The organism is Armatimonadota bacterium (assembly GCA_016125185.1).
GTDB lineage: Bacteria > Armatimonadota > Fimbriimonadia > Fimbriimonadales > Fimbriimonadaceae > Fimbriimonas.
The window spans coordinates 43,688-69,131 of the sequence record WGMG01000006.1 but is presented as its reverse complement, the minus strand read 5'-3'; the positions used below and the strand labels follow the sequence as shown (position 1 = coordinate 69,131).

At 57.3% G+C, this 25,444-nt stretch carries 24 protein-coding genes; 14 read left to right on the top strand and 10 right to left on the bottom strand.

What is annotated here, in order from left to right; translation table 11 throughout:
• The first annotated feature begins 9 nt into the window (after positions 1 to 9).
• Positions 10 to 1,689: an amidase gene (locus tag GC165_07975; protein MBI1332803.1), complete on the top strand. Its 1,680-nt coding sequence runs from the start codon at positions 10 to 12 to the stop codon at positions 1,687 to 1,689.
• Here GC165_07975 and GC165_07970 read toward each other — a convergent pair.
• A complete protein-coding gene (locus GC165_07970; GenBank protein ID MBI1332802.1) occupies positions 1,686 to 2,120 on the bottom strand; it encodes a hypothetical protein in 435 nt (144 codons plus the stop codon). The two genes, GC165_07975 and GC165_07970, sit on opposite strands and share 4 nt — an antisense overlap.
• 70 nt (positions 2,121 to 2,190) lie before the next feature.
• Positions 2,191 to 3,069: a methylisocitrate lyase gene (gene prpB, locus GC165_07965; GenBank protein ID MBI1332801.1), complete on the bottom strand. Its 879-nt coding sequence runs from the start codon at positions 3,067 to 3,069 to the stop codon at positions 2,191 to 2,193.
• 76 nt (positions 3,070 to 3,145) lie between these two features.
• On the opposite strand from prpB, the gene GC165_07960 reads away from it, so the two are divergent.
• The 7 genes from GC165_07960 to GC165_07930 all read left to right on the top strand — a co-directional run bounded on the left by GC165_07960 (position 3,146) and on the right by GC165_07930 (position 8,724).
• Positions 3,146 to 4,081, top strand: a complete 936-nt coding sequence (locus GC165_07960) for a hypothetical protein (GenBank protein MBI1332800.1) — start codon at positions 3,146 to 3,148, stop codon at positions 4,079 to 4,081.
• A 13-nt stretch (positions 4,082 to 4,094) separates the two neighbouring features.
• Positions 4,095 to 5,000 carry a hypothetical protein gene (locus GC165_07955; protein MBI1332799.1) on the top strand — a complete coding sequence of 302 codons (906 nt, stop codon included), beginning with the start codon at positions 4,095 to 4,097 and terminating at the stop codon, positions 4,998 to 5,000.
• A 19-nt stretch (positions 5,001 to 5,019) separates the two neighbouring features.
• The gene (locus tag GC165_07950; protein ID MBI1332798.1) at positions 5,020 to 5,658 is read left to right on the top strand and encodes a histidine phosphatase family protein; all 639 of its coding nucleotides are present in this window, start codon (positions 5,020 to 5,022) and stop codon (positions 5,656 to 5,658) included.
• Positions 5,645 to 7,039: an apolipoprotein N-acyltransferase gene (lnt, locus tag GC165_07945; GenBank protein ID MBI1332797.1), complete on the top strand. Its 1,395-nt coding sequence runs from the start codon at positions 5,645 to 5,647 to the stop codon at positions 7,037 to 7,039. The genes GC165_07950 and lnt overlap by 14 nt, the downstream gene beginning before the upstream one ends.
• Positions 7,040 to 7,130: 91 nt before the next feature.
• Positions 7,131 to 7,553, top strand: coding sequence for a hypothetical protein (locus tag GC165_07940; GenBank protein ID MBI1332796.1), 423 nt, complete (start codon positions 7,131 to 7,133; stop codon positions 7,551 to 7,553).
• Positions 7,550 to 8,233 carry a transglycosylase SLT domain-containing protein gene (locus GC165_07935; GenBank protein MBI1332795.1) on the top strand — a complete coding sequence of 228 codons (684 nt, stop codon included), beginning with the start codon at positions 7,550 to 7,552 and terminating at the stop codon, positions 8,231 to 8,233. Before GC165_07940 ends, GC165_07935 begins: the two co-directional genes overlap by 4 nt.
• On the top strand, positions 8,233 to 8,724 hold the full coding sequence (locus GC165_07930) for a hypothetical protein (protein ID MBI1332794.1): 492 nt from the start codon (positions 8,233 to 8,235) through the stop codon (positions 8,722 to 8,724). Before GC165_07935 ends, GC165_07930 begins: the two co-directional genes overlap by 1 nt.
• On the opposite strand, the gene GC165_07925 is transcribed toward GC165_07930, so the two are convergent.
• Positions 8,672 to 9,508, bottom strand: a complete 837-nt coding sequence (locus tag GC165_07925; protein ID MBI1332793.1) for a glycosyltransferase — start codon at positions 9,506 to 9,508, stop codon at positions 8,672 to 8,674. The two genes, GC165_07930 and GC165_07925, sit on opposite strands and share 53 nt — an antisense overlap.
• Positions 9,509 to 9,601: 93 nt before the next feature.
• Here GC165_07925 and GC165_07920 point away from each other — a divergent pair, with 93 nt between their 5' ends.
• Both GC165_07920 and GC165_07915 read left to right on the top strand, forming a co-directional pair.
• Positions 9,602 to 9,946, top strand: coding sequence for a hypothetical protein (locus GC165_07920; GenBank protein ID MBI1332792.1), 345 nt, complete (start codon positions 9,602 to 9,604; stop codon positions 9,944 to 9,946).
• Positions 9,947 to 10,036: 90 nt separating this feature from the next.
• A complete protein-coding gene (locus tag GC165_07915; protein MBI1332791.1) occupies positions 10,037 to 12,586 on the top strand; it encodes a DUF4965 domain-containing protein in 2,550 nt (849 codons plus the stop codon).
• Positions 12,587 to 12,630: 44 nt separating this feature from the next.
• Here GC165_07915 and GC165_07910 read toward each other — a convergent pair whose 3' ends face one another.
• The 3 genes from GC165_07910 to GC165_07900 all read right to left on the bottom strand — a co-directional run bounded on the left by GC165_07910 (position 12,631) and on the right by GC165_07900 (position 14,873).
• Positions 12,631 to 13,098, bottom strand: a complete 468-nt coding sequence (locus GC165_07910; GenBank protein ID MBI1332790.1) for a polyketide cyclase — start codon at positions 13,096 to 13,098, stop codon at positions 12,631 to 12,633.
• Between the two features lie 89 nt (positions 13,099 to 13,187).
• A complete protein-coding gene (locus GC165_07905) occupies positions 13,188 to 14,441 on the bottom strand; it encodes a sigma-70 family RNA polymerase sigma factor (protein ID MBI1332789.1) in 1,254 nt (417 codons plus the stop codon).
• 21 nt (positions 14,442 to 14,462) lie between these two features.
• Positions 14,463 to 14,873, bottom strand: a complete 411-nt coding sequence (locus tag GC165_07900; protein ID MBI1332788.1) for a hypothetical protein — start codon at positions 14,871 to 14,873, stop codon at positions 14,463 to 14,465.
• Between the two features lie 51 nt (positions 14,874 to 14,924).
• Between GC165_07900 and GC165_07895 the strand changes: the two genes are divergently transcribed.
• Positions 14,925 to 15,926, top strand: a complete 1,002-nt coding sequence (locus tag GC165_07895) for a hypothetical protein (GenBank protein MBI1332787.1) — start codon at positions 14,925 to 14,927, stop codon at positions 15,924 to 15,926.
• 6 nt (positions 15,927 to 15,932) lie between these two features.
• Here the strand turns inward: GC165_07895 and GC165_07890 are convergent, their stop codons facing one another.
• On the bottom strand, positions 15,933 to 18,071 hold the full coding sequence (locus GC165_07890) for a hypothetical protein (protein ID MBI1332786.1): 2,139 nt from the start codon (positions 18,069 to 18,071) through the stop codon (positions 15,933 to 15,935).
• Between the two features lie 176 nt (positions 18,072 to 18,247).
• Between GC165_07890 and GC165_07885 the strand changes: the two genes are divergently transcribed.
• A complete protein-coding gene (locus tag GC165_07885) occupies positions 18,248 to 19,645 on the top strand; it encodes a hypothetical protein (protein MBI1332785.1) in 1,398 nt (465 codons plus the stop codon).
• Positions 19,646 to 19,684: 39 nt separating this feature from the next.
• Positions 19,685 to 20,545 carry an NAD+ synthase gene (locus GC165_07880; protein ID MBI1332784.1) on the top strand — a complete coding sequence of 287 codons (861 nt, stop codon included), beginning with the start codon at positions 19,685 to 19,687 and terminating at the stop codon, positions 20,543 to 20,545.
• A 3-nt stretch (positions 20,546 to 20,548) separates the two neighbouring features.
• Here GC165_07880 and GC165_07875 read toward each other — a convergent pair whose 3' ends face one another.
• Both GC165_07875 and GC165_07870 read right to left on the bottom strand, forming a co-directional pair.
• Positions 20,549 to 21,463 (bottom strand): HNH endonuclease, encoded by a 915-nt coding sequence (locus tag GC165_07875; protein ID MBI1332783.1) that lies wholly within the window; start codon positions 21,461 to 21,463, stop codon positions 20,549 to 20,551.
• A 47-nt stretch (positions 21,464 to 21,510) separates the two neighbouring features.
• On the bottom strand, positions 21,511 to 22,419 hold the full coding sequence (locus GC165_07870; GenBank protein ID MBI1332782.1) for an RluA family pseudouridine synthase: 909 nt from the start codon (positions 22,417 to 22,419) through the stop codon (positions 21,511 to 21,513).
• A gap of 62 nt (positions 22,420 to 22,481) precedes the next feature.
• Between GC165_07870 and GC165_07865 the strand changes: the two genes are divergently transcribed.
• On the top strand, positions 22,482 to 24,716 hold the full coding sequence (locus GC165_07865; protein MBI1332781.1) for a hypothetical protein: 2,235 nt from the start codon (positions 22,482 to 22,484) through the stop codon (positions 24,714 to 24,716).
• On the opposite strand, the gene GC165_07860 is transcribed toward GC165_07865, so the two are convergent.
• The gene (locus tag GC165_07860; GenBank protein MBI1332780.1) at positions 24,713 to 25,444 is read right to left on the bottom strand and encodes a hypothetical protein; all 732 of its coding nucleotides are present in this window, start codon (positions 25,442 to 25,444) and stop codon (positions 24,713 to 24,715) included. The two genes, GC165_07865 and GC165_07860, sit on opposite strands and share 4 nt — an antisense overlap.

Genomic DNA, 25,444 nt, shown 5'->3' with positions numbered 1-25,444 from the left:
GGTAGTAGAATGGTCCCCATGGGGTTCGATGCCGGTATTTCTCGCAAGCATTTTCTGACAGGGTCGCTGGTGGCGGCCTTTGCGCCGTTTCAGGTACTGGCGCAGAATGCCGACCGGGCCACGTACACCATTGATGACATTAAGGGCGCGGAAAAACTGGCTGGAATCACCCTGACCGACGACCAGCGCAAAGTTGTTCTGCGCACGCTTGCAGGCTCGCGCGAAGGGCTCGACAAGATTCGCAAGGCCGGACTCAGCAACGATGTTGCTCCCGCCTTTAACTTCGTTCCCCAAGGCAAGAAACCAAAGGCGGGCTACCGAAGCGACATCCGCACCACCAAGCCCAAAAGCGAAACCCGACCTTCCAGCGATGAAGACCTCGCCTTCATGACGGTCGTCGAACTCAGCAACCTGATTCGCAACAAAAAGCTCAAATCAACCGAACTCACCGAGGTCTATCTGACCCGCCTCAAGCGGTACGGGCCGCTGCTCCACAACGTCATCACCCTCACCGAAGACTTGGCCCGCCAGCAAGCCATCGATGCCGACGCCGAAATCGCCAAGGGCAAGTATCGCGGACCTTTGCACGGCATTCCCTACGGCCTGAAGGACCTCTTTGCCGCCAAGGAATATCCGACGACCTGGGGCGCAGAACCGTATCGAAACCAGATCCTGACCTACAATAGCGCGGTCGTCGAAAAGCTGACCGCTGCAGGTGCGATCCTCGTCGCTAAAACCAGCCTCGGCGCATTGGCTTACGGCGACATCTGGTTTGGCGGTCAGACCCTCAACCCCTGGAATCCCAAGCAGGGATCGTCTGGCTCATCCGCGGGTTCGGCCGCGGGCACCGCCGCCGGACTCTTCGCCTTCTCGATTGGCACCGAAACGCTTGGCTCGGTCATCTCGCCTTCCCAGCGGTGCCGTGTCACCGGTCTGCGTCCGACCTTTGGACGAACAAGTCGCTGGGGTGCGATGGCCCTCAGTTGGACGATGGACAAGGTCGGCACGCTTTGCCGCACCGCCGAGGACTGTGCCCTCGTGCTCGCCGCGATTCATGGCGCCGATCACCGTGACCCGATGTCCGTGGACTATCCGTTTTCCTATCGGCCATCCGCTGACTTCCGCCGCCTCAAGATTGGCGTCGTCACCTCCGAAGGATTTGATTCGGACGACGTGTCCAAAGAAATCGGCGTTGCGGGCGAAATCTTGCGTGGATTTGGGGCGAAATTGAGCCCGGTCAAATTCTCGCCTCCGACGGATGGCGTCAGCGAAGTCCTTTCCATCGAGGCCGCCGCCGCATTCGACGAGATCACTCGCGATGGACGCGTGGACTCGATGAAAGGCTCCCTTTGGCCACCGATCTTCCGCGCGTCATCGATGCTCAGTGGCGTGGACTACATCCAGGCTATGCGCGCCCGCACTAAGCTGATGCAACGCTTCGAGGAGGAGTTTGGCGACTTCGATCTCGTCATCGGACCAGAGCGCGCCGGTGACGTCCTTGTCACGACCAACCTCACCGGCCACCCTCAGCTATTTGTCCCGATGGGTCTCGACAATCAGGGCCGACCGACCGGCATCTCGCTCATCGGACGCCTGTACGACGAAGGCACGATCCTCTCCGTCGCAAACATGATCCAGCAATCGACGAGCGTGTACCGCAAGCGACCCGATTTGTCGCAACTGGCTTAGTCTCCGTCGTACTCGCCAGGACGCGCCCACCGTCCAAACAGACTCTTACCGGGGGCAAAGAAGAGGAGGGAGGGCAAAATCAAGGCAAGGATCGGCATAAGAAACTTGAATAGATAGATTGCCCAATCTATATATTCTGGGCTCCCAAAGCCACGCCAACCCAGAAAGAGCAAGAGGCAAACAGAGTAGGCAACAAAGAGAACGAGAGCCGACTGCAAAATGCGCACAAGGCTGGGCCAGCCAATGCCGTAGTTCACCTCCGCATGGTGCAAGACCAAGCAAACTGCTACCACCGCGGCGAGAATTAGGACCAAGTAAAGAGGATGTCCACCATCGATGGCAAGAAAGCCAAAGGCCCCAAAAATGAGGAAAAGTGGCGAACCCAAAAGCGCTCGAATCACCCACTTAGCGGCCTTTTCGGTCCTGCGCATCCTGACACTATTGTACGGCGATTGGCGTAAAATAGGTTAACGAGCAAACTCGGTGAGTTAGCTCAAAAGATCAGTGCTTCCACTCGGCATCCTGCGCCGTGTAGTCGCCGTAGTCGATCGTCTCGTACAACTGGGCTCGGGTGCGCATCTTGTCCATCCATCCGGCCTGAGTCCCGGTCTCCAACAGTTCTGCGTAAAACTCTTCGACCGCCTTCAGCATCACCCGCAAAGCCGTTACCGGGAAGATCACCATCTGGTATCCCAATTCCCCAAACCGGGAAGCGGTAATTAATGGCGTCTTGCCGAATTCGGTCATATTCGCCAGCAACGGAACCTCGACTCCCTTTCGAAACGCTTCAAACTCGGCTTCCGAAATAAGCCCCTCAGGAAAGATCGCATCGGCGCCCGCCTGCACATAAGCTTTCGCCCGGTCGATCGCCGCGTCGATGCCCTCGACCCCACGGGCGTCGGTCCGCGCGATGATCACAAACGATGGGTCGCGCTTGGCCGAAACCGCCGCGCGAATCTTGGTTTCCATATGGTCGGTGGGGACCACCTCCTTCCCTTCCAGGTGCCCGCACCGCTTGGGGCTCACCTGGTCCTCCAGATGGATGCCCGCCAGTCCGGCTCGCTCCATTTCGATGACGGTTCGAACCGTGTTCCACGTCTCCCCGAACCCCGTGTCGGCATCGCAAATGATCGGCACCGGCGCGACCTGGCAAGCCTGCGCCGCCACGCCCGACATCTCATTCAGGGTTGTCAGCGCAATATCGGGAACCCCTAACAAATTGTTGGTAATAGCGCCTCCGCTCAGGTAGACCGCCTTCGCGCCCTGCTTGTACGCGGCTAGTGCCGTCAGCGCCGAAAACGCCCCCGGCATGACCACGATTCCTTCCTTCATTTGGTCCCGAAGTGCTTGTCCGGGCGAACGAAGAGGAGGCTGAATCATAGCTGGATAATACCTTTGGTGAACCTGGCATCCGCGACGAACCACAACCCCAACAAATCGTAGTACCATGTGTATCATGCTCACGTGCGCCGTGTTTGCCGCCTTTGCGCTTCATGCCACCAAGTCGGACTCCATCCCGATCCAGATCGTGCCGGCATCGCAGTCGCCGCTGGACCGGAAGGATCAGATTCTTGAGTCATCTGGATCGGACCCGTATGGTCTGTTTCTCCTCAACGACTTCGGCGTCTCCGATAAGGCGTACGAAGCCGTGGTCAAGAACCCCGGGAGCATTCAGGTCGTCGAGCTCATTCGCAAAGAGGCGTCGGGCCAATGCACGGCTTGGCTCCCCAACGGCAAACCCACCACCGCCGACGACATTCCCGCCAATTCTAAGCTGCTCGACACTCTCGAAGTGGGCGATGTCGCAATGGTGATGGAGGGCACGCTTGTGCGTGATACGCCATCGAGCACGTCCGACAAGCCGCTCGTGCAGTTCAGTCTCGGCACCTCCAAGCGATCCCAAGCCTATGTCGTCAACAACACACTTCGCACCATCCAACTGATCGGAAAGCCGGTCGGCAGGTTCGCCAACATCCGCCTCAATATTCGAGTGATCGACTATGTGGGCAGTTTCTCGGCCAAGCCAGGCACGACGGCCACCGTCGAAGGCGTCACCTATAAGGTCGGCGAATCTTCCGTCGACGAGAAGGACAAGCGCACCCACCTCGACATACAGCAGATCGGCATTCCCAACATCGGCGGATTCAGCCTCCGCCCGCTGATGGATTGGACGAGCATCGAACAGGACCAGCCGAAGCTCAAAAATCGAAACTACGCGAGTTCAGCTAAGGCTACCAAAACCAGTGCAGATGATGCCGACACTCCCGAGTACAATATCGACCTCTCGGCCAATAAGGACCTGAAGTACTGGACCGAAATCAGCGTGATTCGATCCTCGAACATCGCCGCCTATCTCGGTCACATAGCAATGGAACCGGTCAAAGGTCTCTAGTACAATCGTTCAGATGAAACGCACGGTGCTGGTAGGCCATCCGAGCGTTTCTTGGCGCACGTGGGTCAAGGAAAATCGGGGGGATAGAGACTTCCTCTGTCTCGACCCCAGCGACGCCGCCTTTGCCCAACCGGGGCTCGTCTCGCTGTTCCGAGGAGACAAGCCCGCCTATCAACGCTTCTACGGCTCGCTCGATGCCACCCGCGCGCCGCATGTGCTGTTCGCCGCCCTCGTCGAAGCCCTCACCCACTCCGATCGAGACCTGCTCATCCAGCTTTTCGTCTATCGCGTCACGCCGCTCCTCCGCCAAACTCTCCAACTGGTCCTCCACCACGTTCAGCCCGATGAAGTCCTGATCCCCGAGCCGCTTCGCGACGCCATTCCGAACGGCCAGGTCCTCGTCGGCCTCGACAAATCCTTTCCCAACCTTGTGCAGATCGCTCAACGAAAGGCCCGCTGGCTCGACCTTTTGGAAAGATCCGAAGCCCATGTCGTCGACCTCGCCGAATGCAGTCTAGAAGGTAGCCGCCTCGGCAGTGGGTACACGCTGTCGCATCAACAGCGCACGAAGCTCAACCTCGAAGAAGCCTACGTCGAGGTCATCGGAAGCTCCTTGTTCGTCGTTGCCGAAAACGAATTCGAAGAGTGGAAGATTTCGCGGGCGATGGACTTTACCCACACCTCCCGCGTCCATCTCGCCGCCCCCGACCTCTACGAAGGCGCCCTCTGTTCGTTCGCCAAAAAAGGTGGCGAGGACTTCGGCTTCGGCATGCTCGAGCGCATCGATTTCGATAAGATGAAGGCGTTCGTTCGATGCACCGCGATTCCTCCTGTCCCAGTTCCGGTCCTCCGCATCGGCTCGCTCCGCATCGACGCCCAAGGCAACGAGCACGGCGAACTCAAGCCGTGGCAAATCTGAAGCCGAGTACACTAAACAGATGCGCCTTTTTCTGGTTCGCCACGGGCAGACCGACTGGAATGTTCAAAAGCGGGCGCAGGGCCACACCGACATCCCTCTCGACGCCACTGGGCGCGAACAGGCGATCCGCACAGGCAAGGCTTTTCTCGACTTGCCAATTCGGCGTCTTCTGACCTCTGACCTTCAGCGAGCTTCTCAAACCGCCGACGAAATCGCCCGAAACACCAAGGTTCCCGTCGAGATTCTGCCCGAACTCCGCGAGCGCGGATTTGGTGAGTGGGAGGGACAGCCGTTCGCCGAGATCGGCATCCGCTTCGGCTTCGAGGCCGACTTCAAAGGCGTCACGCGAAACGAGATCACGCCTCCCGGTGGCGAATCGTTCGTCGACGTCTGGAACCGAGTCAAGTCGGTTGTCGATGACGTCCAAAAGCGCAAGATCGACACCGCAATCGTCGCCCACGGGGGAACTTGTTCGCTCCTTCTGGCGATGTTCTTAAGTGGAGATGTCTCGCTTTCCAACGCTTTCCGGTTCAGCAACGCTTGCATCAACGAGCTCGAACCTCGACCCGACGGAGGTCTGCGTCTGATCCGCTACAACGACGTATCACACCTGGCAGGCATCGACGTGGTGAGCGGGGTTGCCGATGGAAGCCGATAAGGAAGTCCCAACTCTTGACCGAACACGGAGCCTGCGCATCCTCGCTCTCGGCTTCGGCCTCAGCTTCATCCACCTGTTTTGGTACGGCTCACCATGGACGGCCTGGCTGGCGTTTTTCTGTTATGCGCCGTTCCTCTACTGGCTCCGCGAATACTCCAAGCGGCCGTTCGTGGCTGGCCTGACGTTCGGCTATTTCTACGCGCTGATGAACACCTACTGGCTCGCCCAGTTCGTTGGCCGTTGGACCAATTCGCTTCTCGTTAGCATCTTTGTCATCATCGTCGTCGGCACCGTCTGGGGCACCTTCTATGGCCTTGCGTGCGTCCTGAGAGCCCGAATCGGTTTCTTACAGTCCTCGCTTGCGTTCGCCATTCTACTAACCGTCACCGAACTGGCACGGATGAACATCCCTGAACTAGAGTTTCCGTTCTGCCCAATCGGCGAACCACTCATTGCCTACTCCGTGCTGGCCAAGAGCCTCCAAACGGCCTCGTACGCGATGTTCCTGGTCTTGGCCGTCAACTCATTCCTCACGATCGTTCGTTTCGACTTCATCCGATCACTCCGCGCCGACTTCGCCCGACTCCGCCGTCCCCTGATCATCTTCGCCTGTTGCTTCGCCGCCGCCGTGCTTCTTGCCAACCTGGGCACGCCAAAGTCCGAGCAGAAACTTGGCCTCCGCGTGGCCCTTGGCCAACTCGGCACCGACCTCGCCTATGGTGACCAACATACCGAAGCAAGTCGAGTGCGAGAGGCCGTCGATGACCTCAGCCAACAGGCGATGGCCCAACAAGCCGACCTTCTCATCCTTCCCGAGGGGATCGCCTCCTTCCGCACCACCCCCGAGACGCCGTTCTCGCTGTATCCGAACCTGGAAGTGCTATTCGGAACTCAGCACGGAACCGGCCCACGCTATCAGGGTGCCTACTTATGGGACGGTCACGGTTTCCGCTACACTGACAAAAAGCGACTCGTGGTTTTCGGCGAGTACGTTCCCTTCCGTGGCATCATTCCCTACCCTGCCGGATTCCAACTTCCGACCGGCGATCTGGCCGCCGGAAGCGAGCGCCATACGCTCGAGGTCAAAAAGGGCATCACGGTCGGCCCGCTCATCTGCTTTGAAGCTCTCTTCCCCGGTTCCGCCAAGGAATTTCAAAACCTCGATGCGAGCTTTTTGGCCGTCATGTCGCTCGACGATTGGTACATCGGCACCAACGCCATTCCGCGCCTGGTCATCGCCGCCCGTTGGCGAGCCGTCGAAACCGGAAAGTGGATCACTCGCGTGGGCAGTCTTGGCCGAACGATGGTCATCGATCCCCACGGGCAAATCCGAGCCCAAATCCCCGAGGGCGAACGCAAACTGCTAATCTACGACTTATAATTGCCCAAGCGGTTCGCGGTTCACGGTTCACGGTTCACGGTTCACCGAAAAAAAACCTAAAGAAGACTCTCAGGCTTCCGATACAAAACTTGTGAGCAATTTTGCGTTTCGTCTACAAAGGGTACTGGAATACCGAGACCTCGAGGAAGGCTGGGCCAAAGATAACTTTTTGGCCAAATATGTAGCCCGAATGGAGGCCGAAAATGAGCTATTCCAACTCGAAGACGACCGCCGCTTCCTTCTCTCAGCCGGAGCCGACGACCTCAATGCTCGCCAAGAACTCGAAATCAGAGTCCAGAAACTCGACGACCACGAGCGCGCCCTCAAGCTCCTCATCCATCAGTTGATGGAGGAAGAAGAGCAGGCTCGCGACGAGTGGATGACGAAGAAACAGGACAAGGGAGTTTTGGAAAAGCTCCGAGACAAAGCATACGAAGCATGGATGTACAAACAGAACCGCATTGAGCAGGCGGCCCTCGATGAGTGGACCGTCCAGCAACGTAAAGCCGCATGAGTTTTCCCGAAATCGATTTTCAACCCAAGGGCCCCGATGCCATTCGCTCACGAATGGATGAAATCAGAGCCCGCATGACCGCCGGCCGACGGCAGGAATTTCAAAACCAACTCGATCGCGAGACACAACGAAAGATCGATGGAGATGGCACCCCAGCCCCTCTCGTCGGCAACATCAGCATGAACGGCTCCACCGGAGACGAGAAGCTTGGCCCCCTCCCCCCGGCTAGTCCGATGGACGGCGGCTTCAACATCAGTGGGGGACCGATCGCCAACTTGGCCAGCCACCCGCAGGCAGACAAGATGCATGTCCAGGGACTCATCGCCCAGGTTGCCCGCGAGCAGAACATCGATCAGTCGCTCCTCAAAGCCGTGGTCGAAGCCGAAAGCGACTATAACCAGGACGAAGTTTCCAAGACAGGCGCGATGGGCCTGATGCAGTTGATGCCGGATACGGCAAAGACGCTCGGGGTCGTCGATCCTTTCAATCCCTACGAGAATTTGACCGGCGGGGCCAAGTACCTCAGTCAAATGATGAAGCGATACAACGGCAATACGGAAATGGCGCTCGCTGCCTACAATGCGGGGCCAACTCGGGTCGATCAGGCTAAAGGAATTCCGAATATCCCCGAAACTCAGAATTACGTCAATCGAATCATGACGCAACTTGGTAAGCGATAATGGCAGGCAAGGCGGGCAAAAAGAAGAGCAAGATCGGGCTGATCATCGGCCTAGTCGTCTTATTGCTTCTCATTGCCGCCGGAGCCGTCGCTGGCCTCGCCTTCACCGGCAAAATCAACATTCCCGGTATTACGCCGAAGAAGAAGCCGATTCCGCCACTGGCCCCCGCGGCCAAAACTGAAGACGCGCCCGCGCCAAAGGTCGAACCCAAGAAGGAAGAGGCCCCACCGCCCGAAGAACCCGCGCCAACCACCAAAGTCGTCGACAAGAAGGGCGCTCAGAAACTCGCCGAAGTCTGGAACGAAATGCCCGCCGATGGACTCCTCAAGGTCACCGAGAAGTGGAAACCCTCTGATTTGGCCCTCGTTCTCAACGAGATGGACTCGGAAAAGGTGGCTCAGCTTCTAGTACTGATGAAGCCCGATCAGGCTTCGAAAGTCAGTCAGGAATTGAAACGGGTGGCGTCTCTGGTTCCGATTGAGGCTCAGTAATCGCCGCCTTCGCGGACGGCGCGCTCGGTCGCCAAAATCGGTAACGAAATAGCGTCCAAAACGCCTCCGGTGCGTCGTACCATCGAATCTTTTTGCCCGCATCCTTCGACCGCGGAACATAGTCGATTGGCAGTTCCATGATCTTCTCTTTACTCCGCAGGGCCTTGGCGGTTACCTCGGGGCAAAATTCGAATCGAACGCATTGCAGGTTAAAGCTCTGGAGCAGGCTCGTGCGAAACGCCTTGTAGCAGGTCGCCTCATCGGTGATCTTCTTAGCAAAGAGAATGCGAACCGACCACGCCAAGAGAATATTGACGACCTTGTTCGGCAACGCCATGTCTTTGGCGAAGCCGTGGGCAAACCGCGTTCCGTACACCACGTTTGCAGCGCCATCGAGGATCGGCTGAACGAGGCTGGGAATCTGTTCTGGCGAGTATTCCAGATCGGCGTCTTGCACGATCGTCGCCACACCTTGGGCATAAGGCAGGGCTTGCACGATCGCGTGCCCCTTGCCTGATGGCGCGGGATTCGTTAAGAGCGTAATGCGATCGCCGTAGGTTTGAAGAATTTCGAGGGTCCGATCACCCGACCCGTCGTTCACCACAATGACTTGGACTTCGAGCGGCAATTCCAGGCATCGATCGACGACGGCCTTAATGGTTGCCTCTTCATTGAGGGCAGGAATAATGATCGAAACGTCGGTGTGTGTAACTATCCTCCTACTGTACCGCCGGGTAACGTCTTGATCATGTATTTCCAGACTCATGTAGCGGATATAACGCATTCCGCGACCGAAACGTTTCTGAGATATGCAAAAGCGATACCGGAGGACCGAATCACCTGGGAACCTAGTCCCGATTCGCGTTCCGTTCTGAGTATGTTGCAAGAAATAGCCCAGGAGCCACGCGACATGGCGAAGCTGTTCCGAGGCGAGGAAGTCGCGGGTGCCGGAACCGAGGCTTACTTCAAAAAGATGAGGAAGGAAAAGGCGGAATGGACCACTCTGGCCGAGTGCGAACGCGTGCTGGAATTTAACCTCGACCTGTTGCTAAAGGCGATCCGAACCTTCCCCACCGAGAGGCTCGAAGAATCCGTCCTCGAACCCTGGGGCTACGAAACCACTTACAAAGACCTGATCCTATACCAGTACTGGAACACCACTTGGCACACCGGCCAGATCGCCTACATTCAGACCCTTCTCGGCGATCGCAAGTCGTACTGATTGGACATATAGCCGTTTCTGACGGCGTTCATATGTCCAGAATATGCTCAAGAATTAATGTCCAAAAGCACGGGCTGATATACTGCCGACATGTCGCTCGTACCCCTTTTGCTCGCCTCGATGCCCCACTTCTCGACGGGTCAACAGGCACGAGAGTCACTACGCCCGCCCGCAGTTCCGCTCCTCACCAGCGACCCCTACCTGAGCGTTTGGTCGGAAGCCGATAACGCCACCGACGACGTCACTCGACACTGGACGCATCGTCCCCACCCCCTGGTTTCCTTGATCCGAGTCGACGGCGTCACCTATCGCATCCTCGGTAAAAGCGCATCCGTCACCCAAGTCCTTCCCCAAACCAATCTTAAGGTCTTCCCCACCCGCACGACTTACGTATTTGAGAATTCTAAGGTCACGGTCGTGATGAGTTTCCTCACACCTTCCCTGCCCGACGACCTCGATGTCTTCGCACGACCCGTCACCTATCTCACCTGGGATGTGACCTCCAACGATGGCCAAAAGCACGACGTTCAGGTCTTCGAGAGTTCGAGCGGATTGCTGACCGTCAACGAGCCCAACCGCAAAATCGAATGGAAGCGCGAGTCGATGGGCGACCTGACCGCCCTCCGCATCGGGGCCGCCGACCAAACTTACCTCCGGCCCGCCGGAGACGACGCCCGCATCGATTGGGGCTATCTGTATGGAGTGGCCAAGACCTCGCAAGCCAAGTCGGCCATCGGTGCCAACCAGTCATTGGAATCGGACTTCACCAACACCGGAACGCTCTCCGGCAACCTCGATTCGCGAATGCCACGCTCGGCCGACGACGATCAACCCGCGGTCGGCTTCGCCTTCTCGCTAGGCTCGGTCGGAAAGCAGACCGTCAGTCGCCACATGATGATCGGCTACGACGAAATCTACGCCATCGAGTATTACGGCAAAAAGCTTCGCCCCTTCTGGCGACGCAATGGCGCTGAGCCCGCCGACCTCTTTAAGACCGCGGAGAAGGATTACGACACGCTCCGAGCCCGATGTCAAAAGTTCGACTCTGACCTCGTAGCCGACGCCGAACAAGCTGGAGGCGACAAGTACGCGAAGATCCTTGCCCTCTCCTACCGCGAATGCGTAGCCGCCAACGGCCTCGCTGCCGACGCCAACAAGCAGCCGCTTTATTTCACCAAGGAGAACACCAGCAACGGCGACATCGCCACCGTCGACGTCATCTACCCGATGGCCCCGATCTGGCTCCTTCTTAGCCCGACCCTCATGAAGGCGTCGCTGGTCTCGAACTTCATGTATGCAGGCTCGCCACACTGGAAATTCCCCAACGCCCCACACGATCTCGGCACCTACCCGCAGGTCACCGGGCGCGATGACGGCGGCGAAGGTATGCCGGTTGAGGAAAGCGCGAACATGATCCTCATGACGGATGCCATCGCTCAAATCGAGCGTTCGCCGTCGTTCGCCAACCTCTACTGGCCCCAGTTGACGCAGTGGGCGACGTACCTCGAAAAGTACGGCCTCGACCCCGAAAATCAGCTCTGTACCGACGACTTCATGGGCCACCTCGCCCACAATGCCAACCTGAGCGTCAAAGCCATCCTCGGCCTAGCCGCCTACGGCGATCTGTGCAAGATGCGGGGCGAAACCGCCAAAGGCAAGAAGTTCACCGACCTCGCCCTAGCCGACGCCAAACATTGGATGTCGGTCGCCATCGAGGGAGACCACTCGGTACTCGCTTTCGACCGACCCGGCACATGGAGCCAGAAGTACAACCTCGTGTGGGACCAGCTCTTGAACCTCGGCATCTTCCCCGACTCCGTTCGAGAAATGGAGATCGCCTACTACAAAACCAAGATGCTGAAGTACGGCCTTCCGCTGGATTCGCGCACCAAGCTCACCAAGACCGACTGGTCGATTTGGAGTGCGACGATGGCCACTAACCAAAGCGACTTTGAAACGATCGTCAATCCTATTTTCGACTACGTCAACGAGACGACCACCCGCGATCCCATCGCCGACTCGTACATCACCGACAACCCGAAGAGCGGCGGCATGCACGCTCGCCCCGTGGTCGGTGGCTTCTTTATCAAGATGCTCGATGACCGTTCGATGTGGCGTCGCTGGGCGAAGCGCGACACCTTCAAGCTCGGTAAGTACGCGCCGCTCCCCAAACCGCCGGTCATTGAAAACATCATCGCCTCCGGCAAGACGAGCGAACCGACTTGGGCCTATACCACGATGATGCCAGCTCCAGGATGGGAGGCTGCCGGCTTCGACGACGGCGATTGGGCCAAGGGCAAGGCCGGTTTTGGCACCAACGGCACGCCCGGCATCGAGGTCCGCACCGAGTGGAAGACCGGCGACATTTGGATGCGCCGCACCGTCACGCTACCGAAAGCGGACTACGCCAAGGCCGTGCTCTACGGATATCACGACGAGGATGTCGAAGTCTATTTCAATGGCGTTCTGGCTGGCCGCGAGGGCGGATTCGTCACCAACTACGGACCGATCACGATTTTATCGGCGGCCAAGAAACTGCTCAAGCCGGGGGCAAAGGTCACGATTGCTGTCCATTGCCACCAGACTTCTGGTGGGCAGGGCGTCGATATCGGCCTCGGATTGCTGAAGGAAGAAGGTTAAATTTCAAAGTCTCGGTCCGCCCCCCGGACCGAGACTTCTCCCGCCTAAAGTTTCGTCGCGACGGCTTCCAGTCGTTCGAGCATCTGGCCCCATCCACCGAAGAAGCCCATCTCTTCGTGCTTCTGTCGAGCGGCCTCGTCCCAGTGCAGGGCGCGAGCCACAACCTCGGTGCCTTCCGGCACATCGTTGAACTCGAATACGCCTACAAAGAACTTTTCAGGATTGGGAATCCAACCTGGTTTGAAGGCGTCCGTGAAGATGATCCAGTCTTGCGAAACCTCGAGAAACACTCCGTCCGTATCGTACCGGTTACCCTCGATGATCATTACTGTTCGGAGTCTGCCGCCCGGCCTCAATTCCATCTCGTATTCGGGAACCGTGGTTCCGTGCGGTCCCCACCATTCGGGCAAGTGTTCCGTCCAGGCTTCGTAAACCTTCGCTCGCGGAGCCGCGATGGTCGTCGTCAAGGTGAGTTCTCGATCGGTCTTCGTTTGCTTCATTTCTTTTGTCATTTTGTCCTTCCCGAGAAGGGTTTCAGCTCGTCTCGGGTCCTCTGTATCACCAACGAACGAACGATTCGCATTCGGACAGAGGGAAGAAATTACTGCGAAAAAACTTGGATTTGGGCCATACGTTGGTTCAAAAAGGCCTTCTCCGCATCCGTATCAGTCAGAGTCGAAGCCTTTTCCAAAAGCTCGCGCGCAATGTCGCTCCGCCCTAGCTCCAGTTCGAACTCGGCCCGCACCGCAAAGTAGAGGTAGTAGGAATCCAACTGCTCGCGTCCAGCAATCTCATCCAGAGCCACGATGCCCAACCTCGCTCCGCGCATGATCCCCACCGCGACGGCCCGGTTCAACGCCACGACTGGCGATGGATCGAGCGCCAACAGTTCGTCGTACATGAGCAAGATAGACGCCCAGTCCGTCGATTCGTAGTTGGGTGCAACCGAATGAGCAGCCGCGATTGCCGCCTGTAAGTGCAGCCGATCCAGCACGTTTCCGGTCGCTGACTGGCCCAAATGCCACAATCCTTGGTCAATCAACTCACGATCCCACTTCGAACGGTCCTGATCTTTTAGCAACAGCATGTTCCCGTTACCGTCTACCCGCGTATTCAGCCGCGCCGCGCTGAGAAGCATCAAGGCCAAAAGCGCATGAACCCGTGGCTTATCTCCTACCGGCAGACCGGCGAGGATCGACGTCAGGCGGATCGCCTCCGCGCAAAGCTCCTCCCTCACCAGATTCTCGCCGCTCGATGCCTTGTATCCTTCGTTGAACAGCAGATACAGGGTCGTCAAAACCCCATTCAATCGCGGCTCCAATTCGGGGCCGACCGGAAGCTGGGTCGTCACATTGCCTTCCGCCAGCTTCTCCTTCGCCCGAGTAAGCCGCTTTCCGATCGTCGCATCATTGGCGAGCAAGGCGTGGGAAATCTCGCGGACACTGAAACCGCATAACGTTTTGAGTGCCAAAACGTGCCGAGTGTTCTCGGCGATCTCGGGATGACAGCAAACAAACATGAAGCGAAGCAAGGCGTCTTCCACCTCTTCGCCAAAGTTCTCAAAGTCGATTTCATCGACTCGCGAAGACCACTTGTGGACCGACCCGAACATCTGGACCTGCTTCTTTTTGACCACCTGATCCCGGCGCAATGCATCGAGCGCAAGGTTCTTGGCCGTCTGGGTAATCCACCCCGCCGGGTTATCGGGAACGCCATAAAATGGCCATGTCCGCAGGGCCCTACCAATCGCCTCTTGAACCACGTCCTCCGCCAGTTGCAGATGCTCCGGTCCAAACGACTTGACCAGCATCGCGACCACCTTTCCCGACTCATGCCGGAAGAAGCTATCGGTCAGTTCGGCGACGGTCGACACGAATTAGGATGAAGGAGCGCCAACCGTCGGCAAGACGTCTGACGACATTCCCAATTCGTCGATCAAGTCGCACTGACGGATGATTGGTCGAACTTCGATCTCCATGCCGTGCTTCAAAACCGGGCACGCCTTCGCCGCTTCGCAAGCCGCCTCGTACGACTCGGTCTCCAAAAGCAGGTACCCGCCAACCGCCTCTTTGGTCTCCACAAACGGTCCATCCATCGCAACCGTGACGTAGTGTCCCTCGGACCCAAGCGGCTGCCCCGCCTTCAAGAGATTTCGCGCACGGAGGTCTTCCAGCCACACTCCAAAAGCGACGAGCCCATCCTGCGCGTCCTGGGGACTAAGGTCCTTGCCCCAGTGCGCGTTGCGCAGGAGAAGCAGATATTCGTTGGTGCGGTTCGTCGTTGACATGGCGTTTTCGAACTATAGCATACGCCGTTTAGCCGTAAACTGTAGACATCCATGACCATCGCGCTTGCCATGATCGTCCTTGCGGCTCGCGACCAAGCCGCTGGCCTTCTCGACAAGGCGGCTGCGGAACCGGCCGACGTCATCCGGGCCCAAATCACTACCCAGTGCCGGTACATAGCCGACAAATTTGAGTTCGTGGACGAGTTCCACACCGACACCATGGGGCCCCGCAAGAGTTCATTGTCGGCGCTGGAAGACCTAGTCTCGCTCGGAGCCGACGCCGTCCCTTACCTGGTCAGCCAGCTTCCCGATCAGTCTCAAACCAAGCTGATGATCCAAGGCGATAAGGACACGAAGGTGGTGGCGTACGAGGCGTACGACCCTCTCGCGCGGCAGATGGGAGCCGAATATTGGGATGTCGTGACCATGGAGCAGGTCAACGGGGCGAAGCCATATGTTCATGCCGTCACCCGTGGCGATCTCGCTTACTTTGCACTCGGGCAGATCGTTAATCGTTCGTACGGAATCCTCTTCCCCGGCAAGATCACACTTTTCTGCTCGGCTTCCGATCATCCGGCGATCCAGAAGCAGGCCCAAGCCGATTGGGGCAAGCTCACGCCGGCCGAACTTCAATCTCTCTTGCGGGTCGATGTCAAAAAGCCCGACACCTACGCCCGAATGGTGTACGGCTTTAGCCGCTACCGAAATTACTTTCCCGGCGATTCGGTCGATCTAGCCGTCGAAGCCCTGCGAAACACCTATGGTCGCTGGCCCATGGGTAAACCCGACACGCTCCCGCGCTCGTTCATCAGCGAGCTTCAGCCCGTCGCCCATTGGGAAATCGATCAGATTCTTTACAAATGGCTCTCGCAGACTGACAAACAGAACGGCTTTCTCGACGAATATGAACTCACCAAAGCCCAAATTCTGCAGTACCTCAAGGACCGCCCGAACTATCGGGCGATCTGCGTGAAGTACGCCAAGGACCTCGTCAAGGAAAAGAAGGATCGCTTCGGCTACATCGACCAGTTCCTCAAGAAGTACGGCAACTAGCAAACCTTACACTTTCGGCATCCACTCGGGATATTGGCGACACTTCGCCTTCGCATCATCCGAAAGCGGCACCCCCCATGCCATGAGGTAACGGCTGAGGTCCCGCTTCAGGATGGTCGACATGCGCACCAAGAACTGGTCGTGCTTCTCGAGTTCGGACTTCGGTTGTTGGTCGCGCGGAAGATCGCGAAACTCGGCAAAAATAGTCTGGAACGGCTTCCATCCGAACTCTTCCCGGATCGCCCGCAGGAACGTCAACCCGTACCAAGGGTCCTTGTCGAAATACTCTTCCTTGCCCGGATTGGCGAGGACCGTCTTCATTCGCTCCTCGCGCTTGTCCACCTTCATCGCGCCGTGCCCACCACTCATGTCGTGGTTAAAATGCTCACCGCCGTAGAGGCTGTACAGGTTGTTGGTCGTCTCACCCCATCCGCTCCAAGTCCACGAGGGCCGTTGGAAGTTGTGCCCAATCTCATGGTAAAAGCCCCAATTCTTGTCGCCATCGTTGCCACGTAGAATCGAGATATCGACGAACTTGGCCGACACGTCCTCCCACGTCATGATCGGATAGCCGGAGTGCATGTAACCCGCCGAAATCTGCCGATCGACTTGGTAGCGTTCCTCGTTGGTGCCCTCCGGCACGGAGTACAAAAACTCAACCTGTTGCACCACCTCGTCCCAATACTCAGCAACCGGTTTAGGATCGTCTAGCGTCTTGAGAACCGACGACGGCACGCACACCACGCAGTTATTGGCTACGACTTCACCCCACGGCACTCCCGACGTCCGAATCTTCTTCCACTCACTTTCCGAAGTCTGCCCTAAGAAGTAAACCGGTGCCTGGACGACATGCTCGATCTCGACCGTACCGGACGGGATGACCTTGTCGCAGACGAGGTACACCAGTCCTCCAAACGGGTTGGCCGCCTTACCAACACCGTTCTTGATCGGCACCTCAAGCGTGATGCTCGGGAATCGCTCCCACTTGTCCAGGTGCCAAAGCGTGTCCCGATGACCGCCGATACGCAGCCGAATTCCAAGGCCACGCAGTTCTTGCGGCAGTCGAACCGTGACGACCTCTCCAGGTGCGGCGTAGGCGCCCGTTGACCACCATCGACGCTTCTTTCCGCCGATCCTCACTTCCATGTCTGTGCGTTCAGTCGTGGTCACCGGTCCGGGAAAGTCCTGTGCCGCCGGATGAGCAGTCACCTTTTCGGGCGGAAGCTGACGCCACATCTTGTCGTAGTATTGGGCCGCGAGCCTGAGTTGAAATTGGCTGGCAGTGAGCGGCTTTTCCTTCGTCGGACGGATGTCGTTTTGATCCGCGTTCAGCATCGATTCGAGCTGCTTCTGGATCGGATTGTCTGGTGCCAATGCACCCATGGCCGTCTCCAAAGTTTCGCCGACCAGCTTTGCCTCCTCGGGCGACAACATGCGTTTGCTTCGGACCATCGCCATCGCACGCCCCACTTGCTGAGCCGGTTTGGCTGGATATAAATCGATCTGCCCTTTCACCGGATCGATCGTCCCATCTGCAAATCCGAGGCCCATTTTGGAGAGCAAGCGTTGACCGCCATGATCCTTCCAAAGCTCTTGTCCAGGATGCAACTGGAGCCATCCCCACGCCGGACCAGCCAGCACCAGTCCACCGCCGTCCCGCACGTATTGATCGAGCATTTCCTCGACCTTCGGGTCGCCATCGCCTGGGTCTTGATCGAAGACCAGCGTGCCGCACTCGCGGATGGCGGCGGGGATCGAGCTTTTGCTTCGGTAGGTCTTGGGTTCGCCGAACGCCGGACTCAGCGGAATGTTGGTGAAGAGTCCGATCGGCTTACTTGACTGATGAACCCACGCAAACAACGTGCGCGACATCGCCTCGTTGCCCGGCTTGGCGAGAATACTTCCGTGCCCGAGGATCGCGACCCGCCCCTTGCCGTACGTCGCGGCGGCGATGATCGGCTTGGTCGTCTTGCCGTCTTTGGCCACCGCCAGCACCTCGGCGTTGGGCCCAAACGCCATCACGATTCCCGGCAGTCCGCCATTGGCGGTAAGCGTCCCCGCCTTCTCGGCAAAGCCTGCGGCGAAAGCCGAAAGATTGTCTACTTGGGAAGCAGAAAGGAGAATAGCAGCCAAAGCAAAAGTCATCGGCTAGAGTTTAGTCGAATTCGATTCCGATGGAACCTCGCGCAGTATAGTCAAACGATTGACTCCGGCTAGCAATAATGAGATGCCCCTTGGCGAAGGGGCCGGTGAGGAACGAACCGGGGGGATAGGCGACAATCGCCTGTCGAACTCTCCTTCCCTCACCGTACAATAACCACATGACTCGGACCCTGGCGATTCTTGCCGTCACCCTCATCCTCGCCGGATGCTCGAAAATGTCCGACACGCCGAGGAAATCCAACGAATTCGTTTGGCTGACCCGCTACGATGTGAAAACGCTCGACCCGGCCGCGATCCAGGATTGGACCACTGGCAAAGTTCTCTCCTATGTCTATCCGTCTATCGGCCAACTCTGCGAGGACATGGGCCAGGACAAACCGACGGTCTATTACCTGAAGGTTAAGGATGCGAAGTTCGGCAACGGCGACCCAGTGACGGCCGACGACATTCGCTTCACGCTTGAGCGGTGCCTTCTCCCCGAAAACCAGTCCGGGCTGGGTAACCAGTTCGCATCTGAAATAATCGGCAGCGAGGACTTCACCAACGGAAAATCCGAGCATTTGCAGGGCGTCAAGCTTCAGCCGGATGGCTCGGTCGTCATCCAACTCAGCCACATCGACGCCAGCTTCATCAACAAGCTGAAGAACACCGCTTTCGGCGTCGTCAACCACAAAACGGTCGCTCTCCGAAAGCCCATTACCGACACCAACCCGGGCTATGGTGCGGGCAACTGGACCTTCGAAAGCGTCGAAACGGGTCGCGAATGGAAGCTCAAGCAAACCAAAACCGGGCAAATCCTCCGCTTCCGATTCGCTGGCGACTCTGCAAACCGACTGAACCTCTTCGACACCAACCAAGCCGACTATGCGATGTTCGCCGCCCACGAGGCGGGCGTCGTGGGCAAGCACGCCAACCTCGACAAAGGTGGTCCGACCACCCTGGTCTACCTCCAATTCAATCCGAAAACGAAGCTCGAACTCACCAAGGAGCTTCGCTATCAGGTTGGCAGCATCGTCCACGCTAACACAGATTTCGCCAAGGTTCTTGGCGGGGTCGTCACCCCAGCGAGCAACTTCCTCGCCCTTTCGGGCACCGACCCATTGCCCTCGTCGGGCATCACGAACCCCAAGATCGTCTCGAAAGCCCATTTCGAGATCACGTATGCTGAGATTGGCATGCAGAACCCGAGTGTGGAGGCGGTGGTGACAACATTGCGGAGCGCGGGAATGGACGTCCAGGGCCGAGCGATGCCCAGCGGCGCCATGCTGGAGAAGAATGCCAAAGGCGAAATCCCGATCCTTTTCACCGGGTGGCAACCGGACTTCGATGGCCCGCTCAACACCATTCCGATGCTTTTCCACTCCAAGAGCAGTGAAAACCACTCCGGCTACAACAATCCCCAGGTGGATTTGCTTATCGAAGAAGCCCAGCGCGGCATCGACACGACTAAGAACATTCAAAAGGCGTACGCCCTCATCGAGCAGGACACACCTGGTGTGCCGCTCTATATCCAGCGCGATTTGGTCCTCAAGCGCAGCGACCCACCCGCGCCATAAAACGGCAAACTCCCGACTCCAAACTGTAAACTGAAGTCAATGCCGCTACCCGTCATCCGCGCGCCAAAGATCGCCGATCTCGACCCCAATCCGCTGGCCATCAACGCCGAGCAGGTGGCAAACTGGCTGACGGCATTTCTGCAAGACGAGGTGATTCGGCGACGGCAAATGAAGAAGGTCGTATTGGGCCTGTCCGGTGGCGTGGATTCAGCTGTGGTGGCGTATCTCTGCGCCCGAGCGTTTGGACCGGAGAACACCTACGCTTTCCGCATGCCCTACAAGATTTCGAGTCAGGAGAGTCTTGACCATGCTCAGTTGGTCATCGATGACCTCGGCATCCACTGCGAAACGATCCCGATCACAGACATGGTTGATGGATACGCGAAGTTCGACCACGACATCAACTCCCAGCGGCTGGGCAACATCTGTGCGCGGAGCCGTATGATCGTCCTTTTCGACCAAAGCGCCGAGGTCGGAGGCATTCCCATCGGCACCGGCAACAAAAGCGAGCGACTGTTCGGCTATTACACGTGGCACGCCGACGATGCCCCTCCGATCAACCCGATTGGCGACCTTTTCAAAACGCAAGTTTGGGATCTCGCCGAAGCCCTCGGTGTCCCATCGATCATCGTGAAAAAGCCCGCGACCGCCGATCTGGTGAAGGGGCAAACCGACGAGAGTGACTTCGGCATTTCGTACCTGAAGGCCGACCGCATTCTGCACTACGTCGTGCAGGGCTACACTCGCTCGGCACTAATCGCAATGGGCTTTCCCGAAGCCGAAGTCGACATCGTGTGGCGACGCGTCAGCAGTACGCACTGGAAGCGAAAACTTCCAACCGTGGCAATGCTGAGCAACACGGCCATCAACGAGTACTACCTGCGCCCGGTGGATTTTTGAGTACTAGGCCACAAACATTTCATCCATTCTTACCTTTAGTAAGTCTCGATCTGGACGTAATTCTTCATCTTTCGGGATTGACCTCATTAACTGTCCATCGTGTTCGTAATAGACCCGCCCATTCAGGTATTGTTCGCGAATTTGAGGGCTAATCCGAATTCTATAGTCCTCGTCCATTCCAATGAGCCCACGGTCGAAAAGAATATGGATGTCGGCACGCATCAGTAGGCCGTTTTGAAGTCGATGGTCTCCATCCTTGTGAACAGCCTGTATATGGGCGGCCTGTAGTACTGGAGCTGTGTTTTCGCCGGTAATACAACATCGGCCACTATAATTTTGAAGGGTCAAGACTCGGAACGCGCCCTGACCAAGGCGGGCCTTCTGTAAGTAAGAGTTGCCAAACATTTCCCTTTGGTTCCTTGATTGCTCTCTTACAACCATCGTGGCTCGTCCCAGAATCTGATCCCAAATTTGGCCCCCAATACCATGGTACATGCCGTATCCTTTCCCGCGCACGATGTTTGGGCTCCAATCACTCGGTTGATCAATCCAATTTTCCTCATCGAAAAAGAATGGTTCCGTTAAGACTATGCAACCTATCTCCGGATCGGAAAGTCGTTCGCTTTTGCTTCTGTACTTTGTGATTCTCGATAAAAGTTCTGCTTTACTTTCAACACCATTTTTCCTGCCGAAAGCATCCCAAGCTAAAGAGACAGGCAACACCGAAAAGCACGCAAAATACCCACCGCCAACAATGTAGTTTCTTGGAGAGTGAAGTTTAAAGAGAAATGGTTGGCCGGGATTAAGATATCGAAATCCTTGATTTGGGCTAGGTAACCAAAAGTTCACTTCGCTTGGCTGGTCCGATCTAAGTTGGCGAAACCAATCGTAGTCGGTCACTCCAACGTATAGGTTCATATTGAAATGAGTTTAGCGAATTTACTCCAGTTACTCCAACCTGGACTCTATTCAAACCCCTCGATCACATCCCGAGCGGCGAACTCCCGACCCGAAAAATCTTCCGGCGGCATCGCATACGCTGCCACTGGTTCGCCCGTCCGTGGCTGAACCACTGCCAAATACGCGGCATGCAGTTGCATTGGTCCAACGCTCTGCTCCTTCGGCGCATACAGGGAATCGCCCAGCACCGGGTGCCCAAGCGCCCGCAAATGGACTCGAATTTGGTGGGTGCGCCCCGTCTCCAGTCGGCACGCGACCAGCGTCCCCTGCACCAACCGCGCCACCTTCTTCACATGCGTCACCGCTCGCTTGCCATGCACGTCGACCGTCATCTGCTGTCGGTTGGCTGGGTTGCGCGCTATCGGTGCGTCAACCGTGAAGACGTCCCGATCCACCTCCCCTGCCACCACGGCAAAGTAACGCCGATGAGCCTCTTTCTTTTCGATCATCGCCGCCAGCGCGGCGTGGGCAAAGTCGTTCTTCGCCACCACCATCAGGCCGGTCGTATCCTTGTCGAGCCGATGCACGATGCCCGGTCGGAACTCGCCACCAATCGTGCTGAGCTCCCCGCCCCGCGCTAACAGGACATTCACCAACGAAGGCTCCCGCAGAGACGCCGCCGGGTGTGCCGCCAAGCCGCGCGGCTTATTGACGATCAGCATGTCATCGTCTTCGTACACGATCTCGATTTCCATCGCGAACGGAGTAAGGTCGTGAGCCTCCGTCTCGCTCAACTCCTCCATCTCGACAACATCGCCAATCCGAAGCTTGAACGACGACTTCTCGCCGTTCCCATTCACCAGCACCTTCCCCTCCTCGATGTGCTTGGCAATCTTGGATCGGGAGTGGTCGGGAAATCGCGCGGCCAAGAACTTATCGAGACGATCCAGTGAATCAACGGTCAGCCGCAACATAGGTCTCAAAATACCGAATTCTTGAAGCCGATATGGCCAAACCGCGTATAACTAAGACAAACATGCTGTCACTTGCTTTAGCCACCGTTCTGGGATTCCAGCAATCGACGATTACATTCAAAAGCGACTTCGAACCGCTAGGCGATGTCGTTGCTAGGATTTCGGCCGAAACTCACATCCCCATGGCCGCGTTCGGCGACCTGAAGGCTTACCCGGTCTACATTAATGTCAAGGATGTGTCGGTCAAAGACCTTCTGGACAAGCTGGCATCAGTGTCTGGGGCGGAGTGGGAAAAGAAAGACGACAACTACTATCTAATTGCGCCGCAAGACCTCCGCCATGACCAAGAAAAGGCCGGCGATCCCGACCTCATCGCCGCCATCGAAGCGACCATCAACCAGCCCGCCCCCGAAAAGAGGAAGCCAGCCGATATCGAGGAGCTTGCCAAGGGAGCCCAAAACGACCCCAAAGCTATTTCCAAGATGATGGGTGAGATTTTCGGCCATATGTTTGACGCCGACGAGGGCACGATGAACCTGCTGAAGGTCATCGGATCGAAAGACCTAAGCTCCATCGTCGAGGGCCGACGAGTCGTCCTCAGCAGCACTCCAACGCAGATGCAAGCGCTGATGCCCGGCAAAGCGATCAACGCCATTCGTGACCACATCAAGAAGCTCGCGGCGGAAGAACCGAAGGCCAAAGCTGGCAACGACCAGAACCAGGGCTTTGACATGTCCATGATGTTCGGCGGCAAGCCACTTCGCCATCCCGAACTGGTGAACCAAATTCAGACCTTCCAAGCGATCTTCCAGATTAGCCAGCGAAAGACGCTGTCGGTGGAGATCGCCGCGTACACCGGTGACGGCGTCGGCGTCTACAGCCGCACCGTCCAACTGCCCATCGTGAACCCCGAGGATGCCCGCCCGAAGGTGAAGGGGGAAACCAAGCTAGACGTGGCGGTGGCCGCTCGGAACTACGCCCAGGCCCTTGAGGACGGCAAGAAGATCGACCCGTTCATGGGCATGCTGATGAAAGCGCAGAGTGGCTTCGCTGGCGCGATGTCGATGTTCGTCGGCGAAGACAGTATCTTCAGCCAAACCCAAGTCCCGACTCCTCATGGAATTCCCGCATCCATTCAGTCCCTGATGGCCGACCCAAAGAAGAACGAACCGCTGGCGTATCTGCTTGGCCCAATCCTCGACTATGAGGCATCACAAGGCAAAAACGTAGTCGCCCTGCCATCGGACGACGTCATTCAAACGCTGGCCGAACAGCTTATCAAGCCGGACCAGACGATCGAAGGGGTCATGGACTCGATCGACCGAAGCCTAACTGAGAAGATCGCCGAAGACGGCAGTTGGCAACTCATGCAAGCGTCATCGCCACTTGAACTGCGCTCTGCCTTCTGCAAACGTGACGCCCTTTCCAACTTGATCAAGGCTGGTCAAACCAAGGGTTATGTTAACCTCGACGACTGCGCGACCTTCGCTACCGCCCAGGATTCAGCGCGGGGTTCGGAACTCCTTGCTCTTCCCCTCGTCACAGCCGTATTCCACACCTCCGACCTCGGCTCCGCCTCGGCCCTTACGTCGATCGGTTTCGATTCGCTGAAGCTATACGCGACGCTTACAGACTTCCAAAAGGAGAGTCTTGCCGCCAAGCGACCGGTTTCGCTTGCGGCTCTGACACCGCCACAGCGAACCATCCTCAGCCGGATGGTCTACAACGGAACCATGCCGCCAATGAAGTTTGACGACGAGATGGCGAAAGCCTTTGGCGCGGACAGTGAGGATACAAACGATATGGCCGGCATGACCGGCCTTGGAATGTCGATGGCAGGTCCACTGATGTCGATGCTCGGCATGGGAGAGTCGGCCATGGATAGCGAACGAACGGTTCTGCTTCCCGACGGCATTCCGGTAGTTGGCTCTATCCAACTCAAAACAATGGCGCTCGATAGCGTCAAAGCAACCGACAAATCGACCGGCAATAGCATGATCACGATGCCCGAGATGTTGAGCATGATGAATAGCGATATTCCTGGCTTCGGTGCCGCCCTCAAGCGAAACTTCGACGAGTACCACCTGGCGAAGCAAACCTCGTACATTCTGTTCTTCCGGCTTGGGCGCAACGCCTCGTACATAGCCACCCTCTACGATGTCTCGGTGGATAACTCGAAGGCGTACACGAAGGACCAACTGCCCCAGAGCCTGCAAGATCGAATGAAGGCGATGGACGGAATCAAGGCTGCGGCGGCAAAAGCGGGCGGTAATCCACCGGTCCCGCCCAAACCCTAAGGCTCGATCAGCTTCATCGCCATTTTGACTCGGGGGTCGCCCGGCGCGAGAGCGTTGGCGGCCTCAAAGTCTTTCTTGGCCAAATCCTTTTTGCCGACGGCGAGGTACACGTTGCCGCGATCCACCAAGTAAAGGTAGGAATTCGGCACAGCAGCCACCGCCGCATTCGCGTAGTCGAGAGCCTTTTGGTAGTAAAGTTCGGACTTCTTTTTTGCCGCCTCGGCCCCAACTTTGTCGCCCGATTGTGAGAACGAATTGGAATTCGCGATCTCTTCGGCAGCTAGGTCAAGCATCAGTTCGGAGAGTCGAGCTTCCGCTTCAAAAACCGTCTGTTGGACGCCGGGTTCTTTGGCGTTCGGATCGGTGTCGCGATCGTTCACGGCCTGCTGCAACTTCTCTACTGCCCGCTCCTTTTCGCCAAGGATCATGAGGATTCGGCCCGCACCAAACTGGGTATCCACACGTCGCGGCTCGTAATTGTTCATCGATTCGAACAGCTTCAGCGCCTGGCGGAGCTTATCCTGGTCAGCCTTCGACACCTCTTCGCCGTTTTGCGCTTTCTGCAGGATGGGCAGGGCCAGAATCTTGGCCTGATTCATCGTATTTTGGTAGTCGTTCGGACTTCGAAGGATATCGGTATCTCCAGGCCCCTTAACCGGCCGGTCAGAAAGAAACATTACGGCTCCCAGCCCGACCACAACTCCAACGGCAATCAACCAGTTCTTCAT

Bases quoted from the DNA above. Each gene is read 5' to 3' on its own strand.
- GC165_07860 (MBI1332780.1), bottom strand. From the start codon at position 25,444: ATGAAGAACTGGTTGATTGCCGTTGGAGTTGTGGTCGGGCTGGGAGCC.
- GC165_07875 (MBI1332783.1), bottom strand. From the start codon at position 21,463: ATGAACCTATACGTTGGAGTGACCGACTACGATTGGTTTCGCCAACTT.
- GC165_07930 (MBI1332794.1), top strand. From the start codon at position 8,233: ATGGCAGGCAAGGCGGGCAAAAAGAAGAGCAAGATCGGGCTGATCATC.
- GC165_07895 (MBI1332787.1), top strand. From the start codon at position 14,925: ATGACCATCGCGCTTGCCATGATCGTCCTTGCGGCTCGCGACCAAGCC.
- GC165_07885 (MBI1332785.1), top strand. From the start codon at position 18,248: ATGACTCGGACCCTGGCGATTCTTGCCGTCACCCTCATCCTCGCCGGA.
- GC165_07890 (MBI1332786.1), bottom strand. From the start codon at position 18,071: ATGACTTTTGCTTTGGCTGCTATTCTCCTTTCTGCTTCCCAAGTAGAC.
- lnt (MBI1332797.1), top strand. From the start codon at position 5,645: ATGGAAGCCGATAAGGAAGTCCCAACTCTTGACCGAACACGGAGCCTG.
- GC165_07970 (MBI1332802.1), bottom strand. From the start codon at position 2,120: ATGCGCAGGACCGAAAAGGCCGCTAAGTGGGTGATTCGAGCGCTTTTG.
- GC165_07920 (MBI1332792.1), top strand. From the start codon at position 9,602: ATGTTGCAAGAAATAGCCCAGGAGCCACGCGACATGGCGAAGCTGTTC.
- GC165_07910 (MBI1332790.1), bottom strand. From the start codon at position 13,098: ATGACAAAAGAAATGAAGCAAACGAAGACCGATCGAGAACTCACCTTG.
- prpB (MBI1332801.1), bottom strand. From the start codon at position 3,069: ATGATTCAGCCTCCTCTTCGTTCGCCCGGACAAGCACTTCGGGACCAA.
- GC165_07975 (MBI1332803.1), top strand. From the start codon at position 10: ATGGTCCCCATGGGGTTCGATGCCGGTATTTCTCGCAAGCATTTTCTG.
- GC165_07950 (MBI1332798.1), top strand. From the start codon at position 5,020: ATGCGCCTTTTTCTGGTTCGCCACGGGCAGACCGACTGGAATGTTCAA.
- GC165_07900 (MBI1332788.1), bottom strand. From the start codon at position 14,873: ATGTCAACGACGAACCGCACCAACGAATATCTGCTTCTCCTGCGCAAC.
- GC165_07955 (MBI1332799.1), top strand. From the start codon at position 4,095: ATGAAACGCACGGTGCTGGTAGGCCATCCGAGCGTTTCTTGGCGCACG.
- GC165_07960 (MBI1332800.1), top strand. From the start codon at position 3,146: ATGCTCACGTGCGCCGTGTTTGCCGCCTTTGCGCTTCATGCCACCAAG.
- GC165_07870 (MBI1332782.1), bottom strand. From the start codon at position 22,419: ATGTTGCGGCTGACCGTTGATTCACTGGATCGTCTCGATAAGTTCTTG.
- GC165_07935 (MBI1332795.1), top strand. From the start codon at position 7,550: ATGAGTTTTCCCGAAATCGATTTTCAACCCAAGGGCCCCGATGCCATT.
- GC165_07925 (MBI1332793.1), bottom strand. From the start codon at position 9,508: ATGCGTTATATCCGCTACATGAGTCTGGAAATACATGATCAAGACGTT.
- GC165_07915 (MBI1332791.1), top strand. From the start codon at position 10,037: ATGTCGCTCGTACCCCTTTTGCTCGCCTCGATGCCCCACTTCTCGACG.
- GC165_07865 (MBI1332781.1), top strand. From the start codon at position 22,482: ATGCTGTCACTTGCTTTAGCCACCGTTCTGGGATTCCAGCAATCGACG.
- GC165_07880 (MBI1332784.1), top strand. From the start codon at position 19,685: ATGCCGCTACCCGTCATCCGCGCGCCAAAGATCGCCGATCTCGACCCC.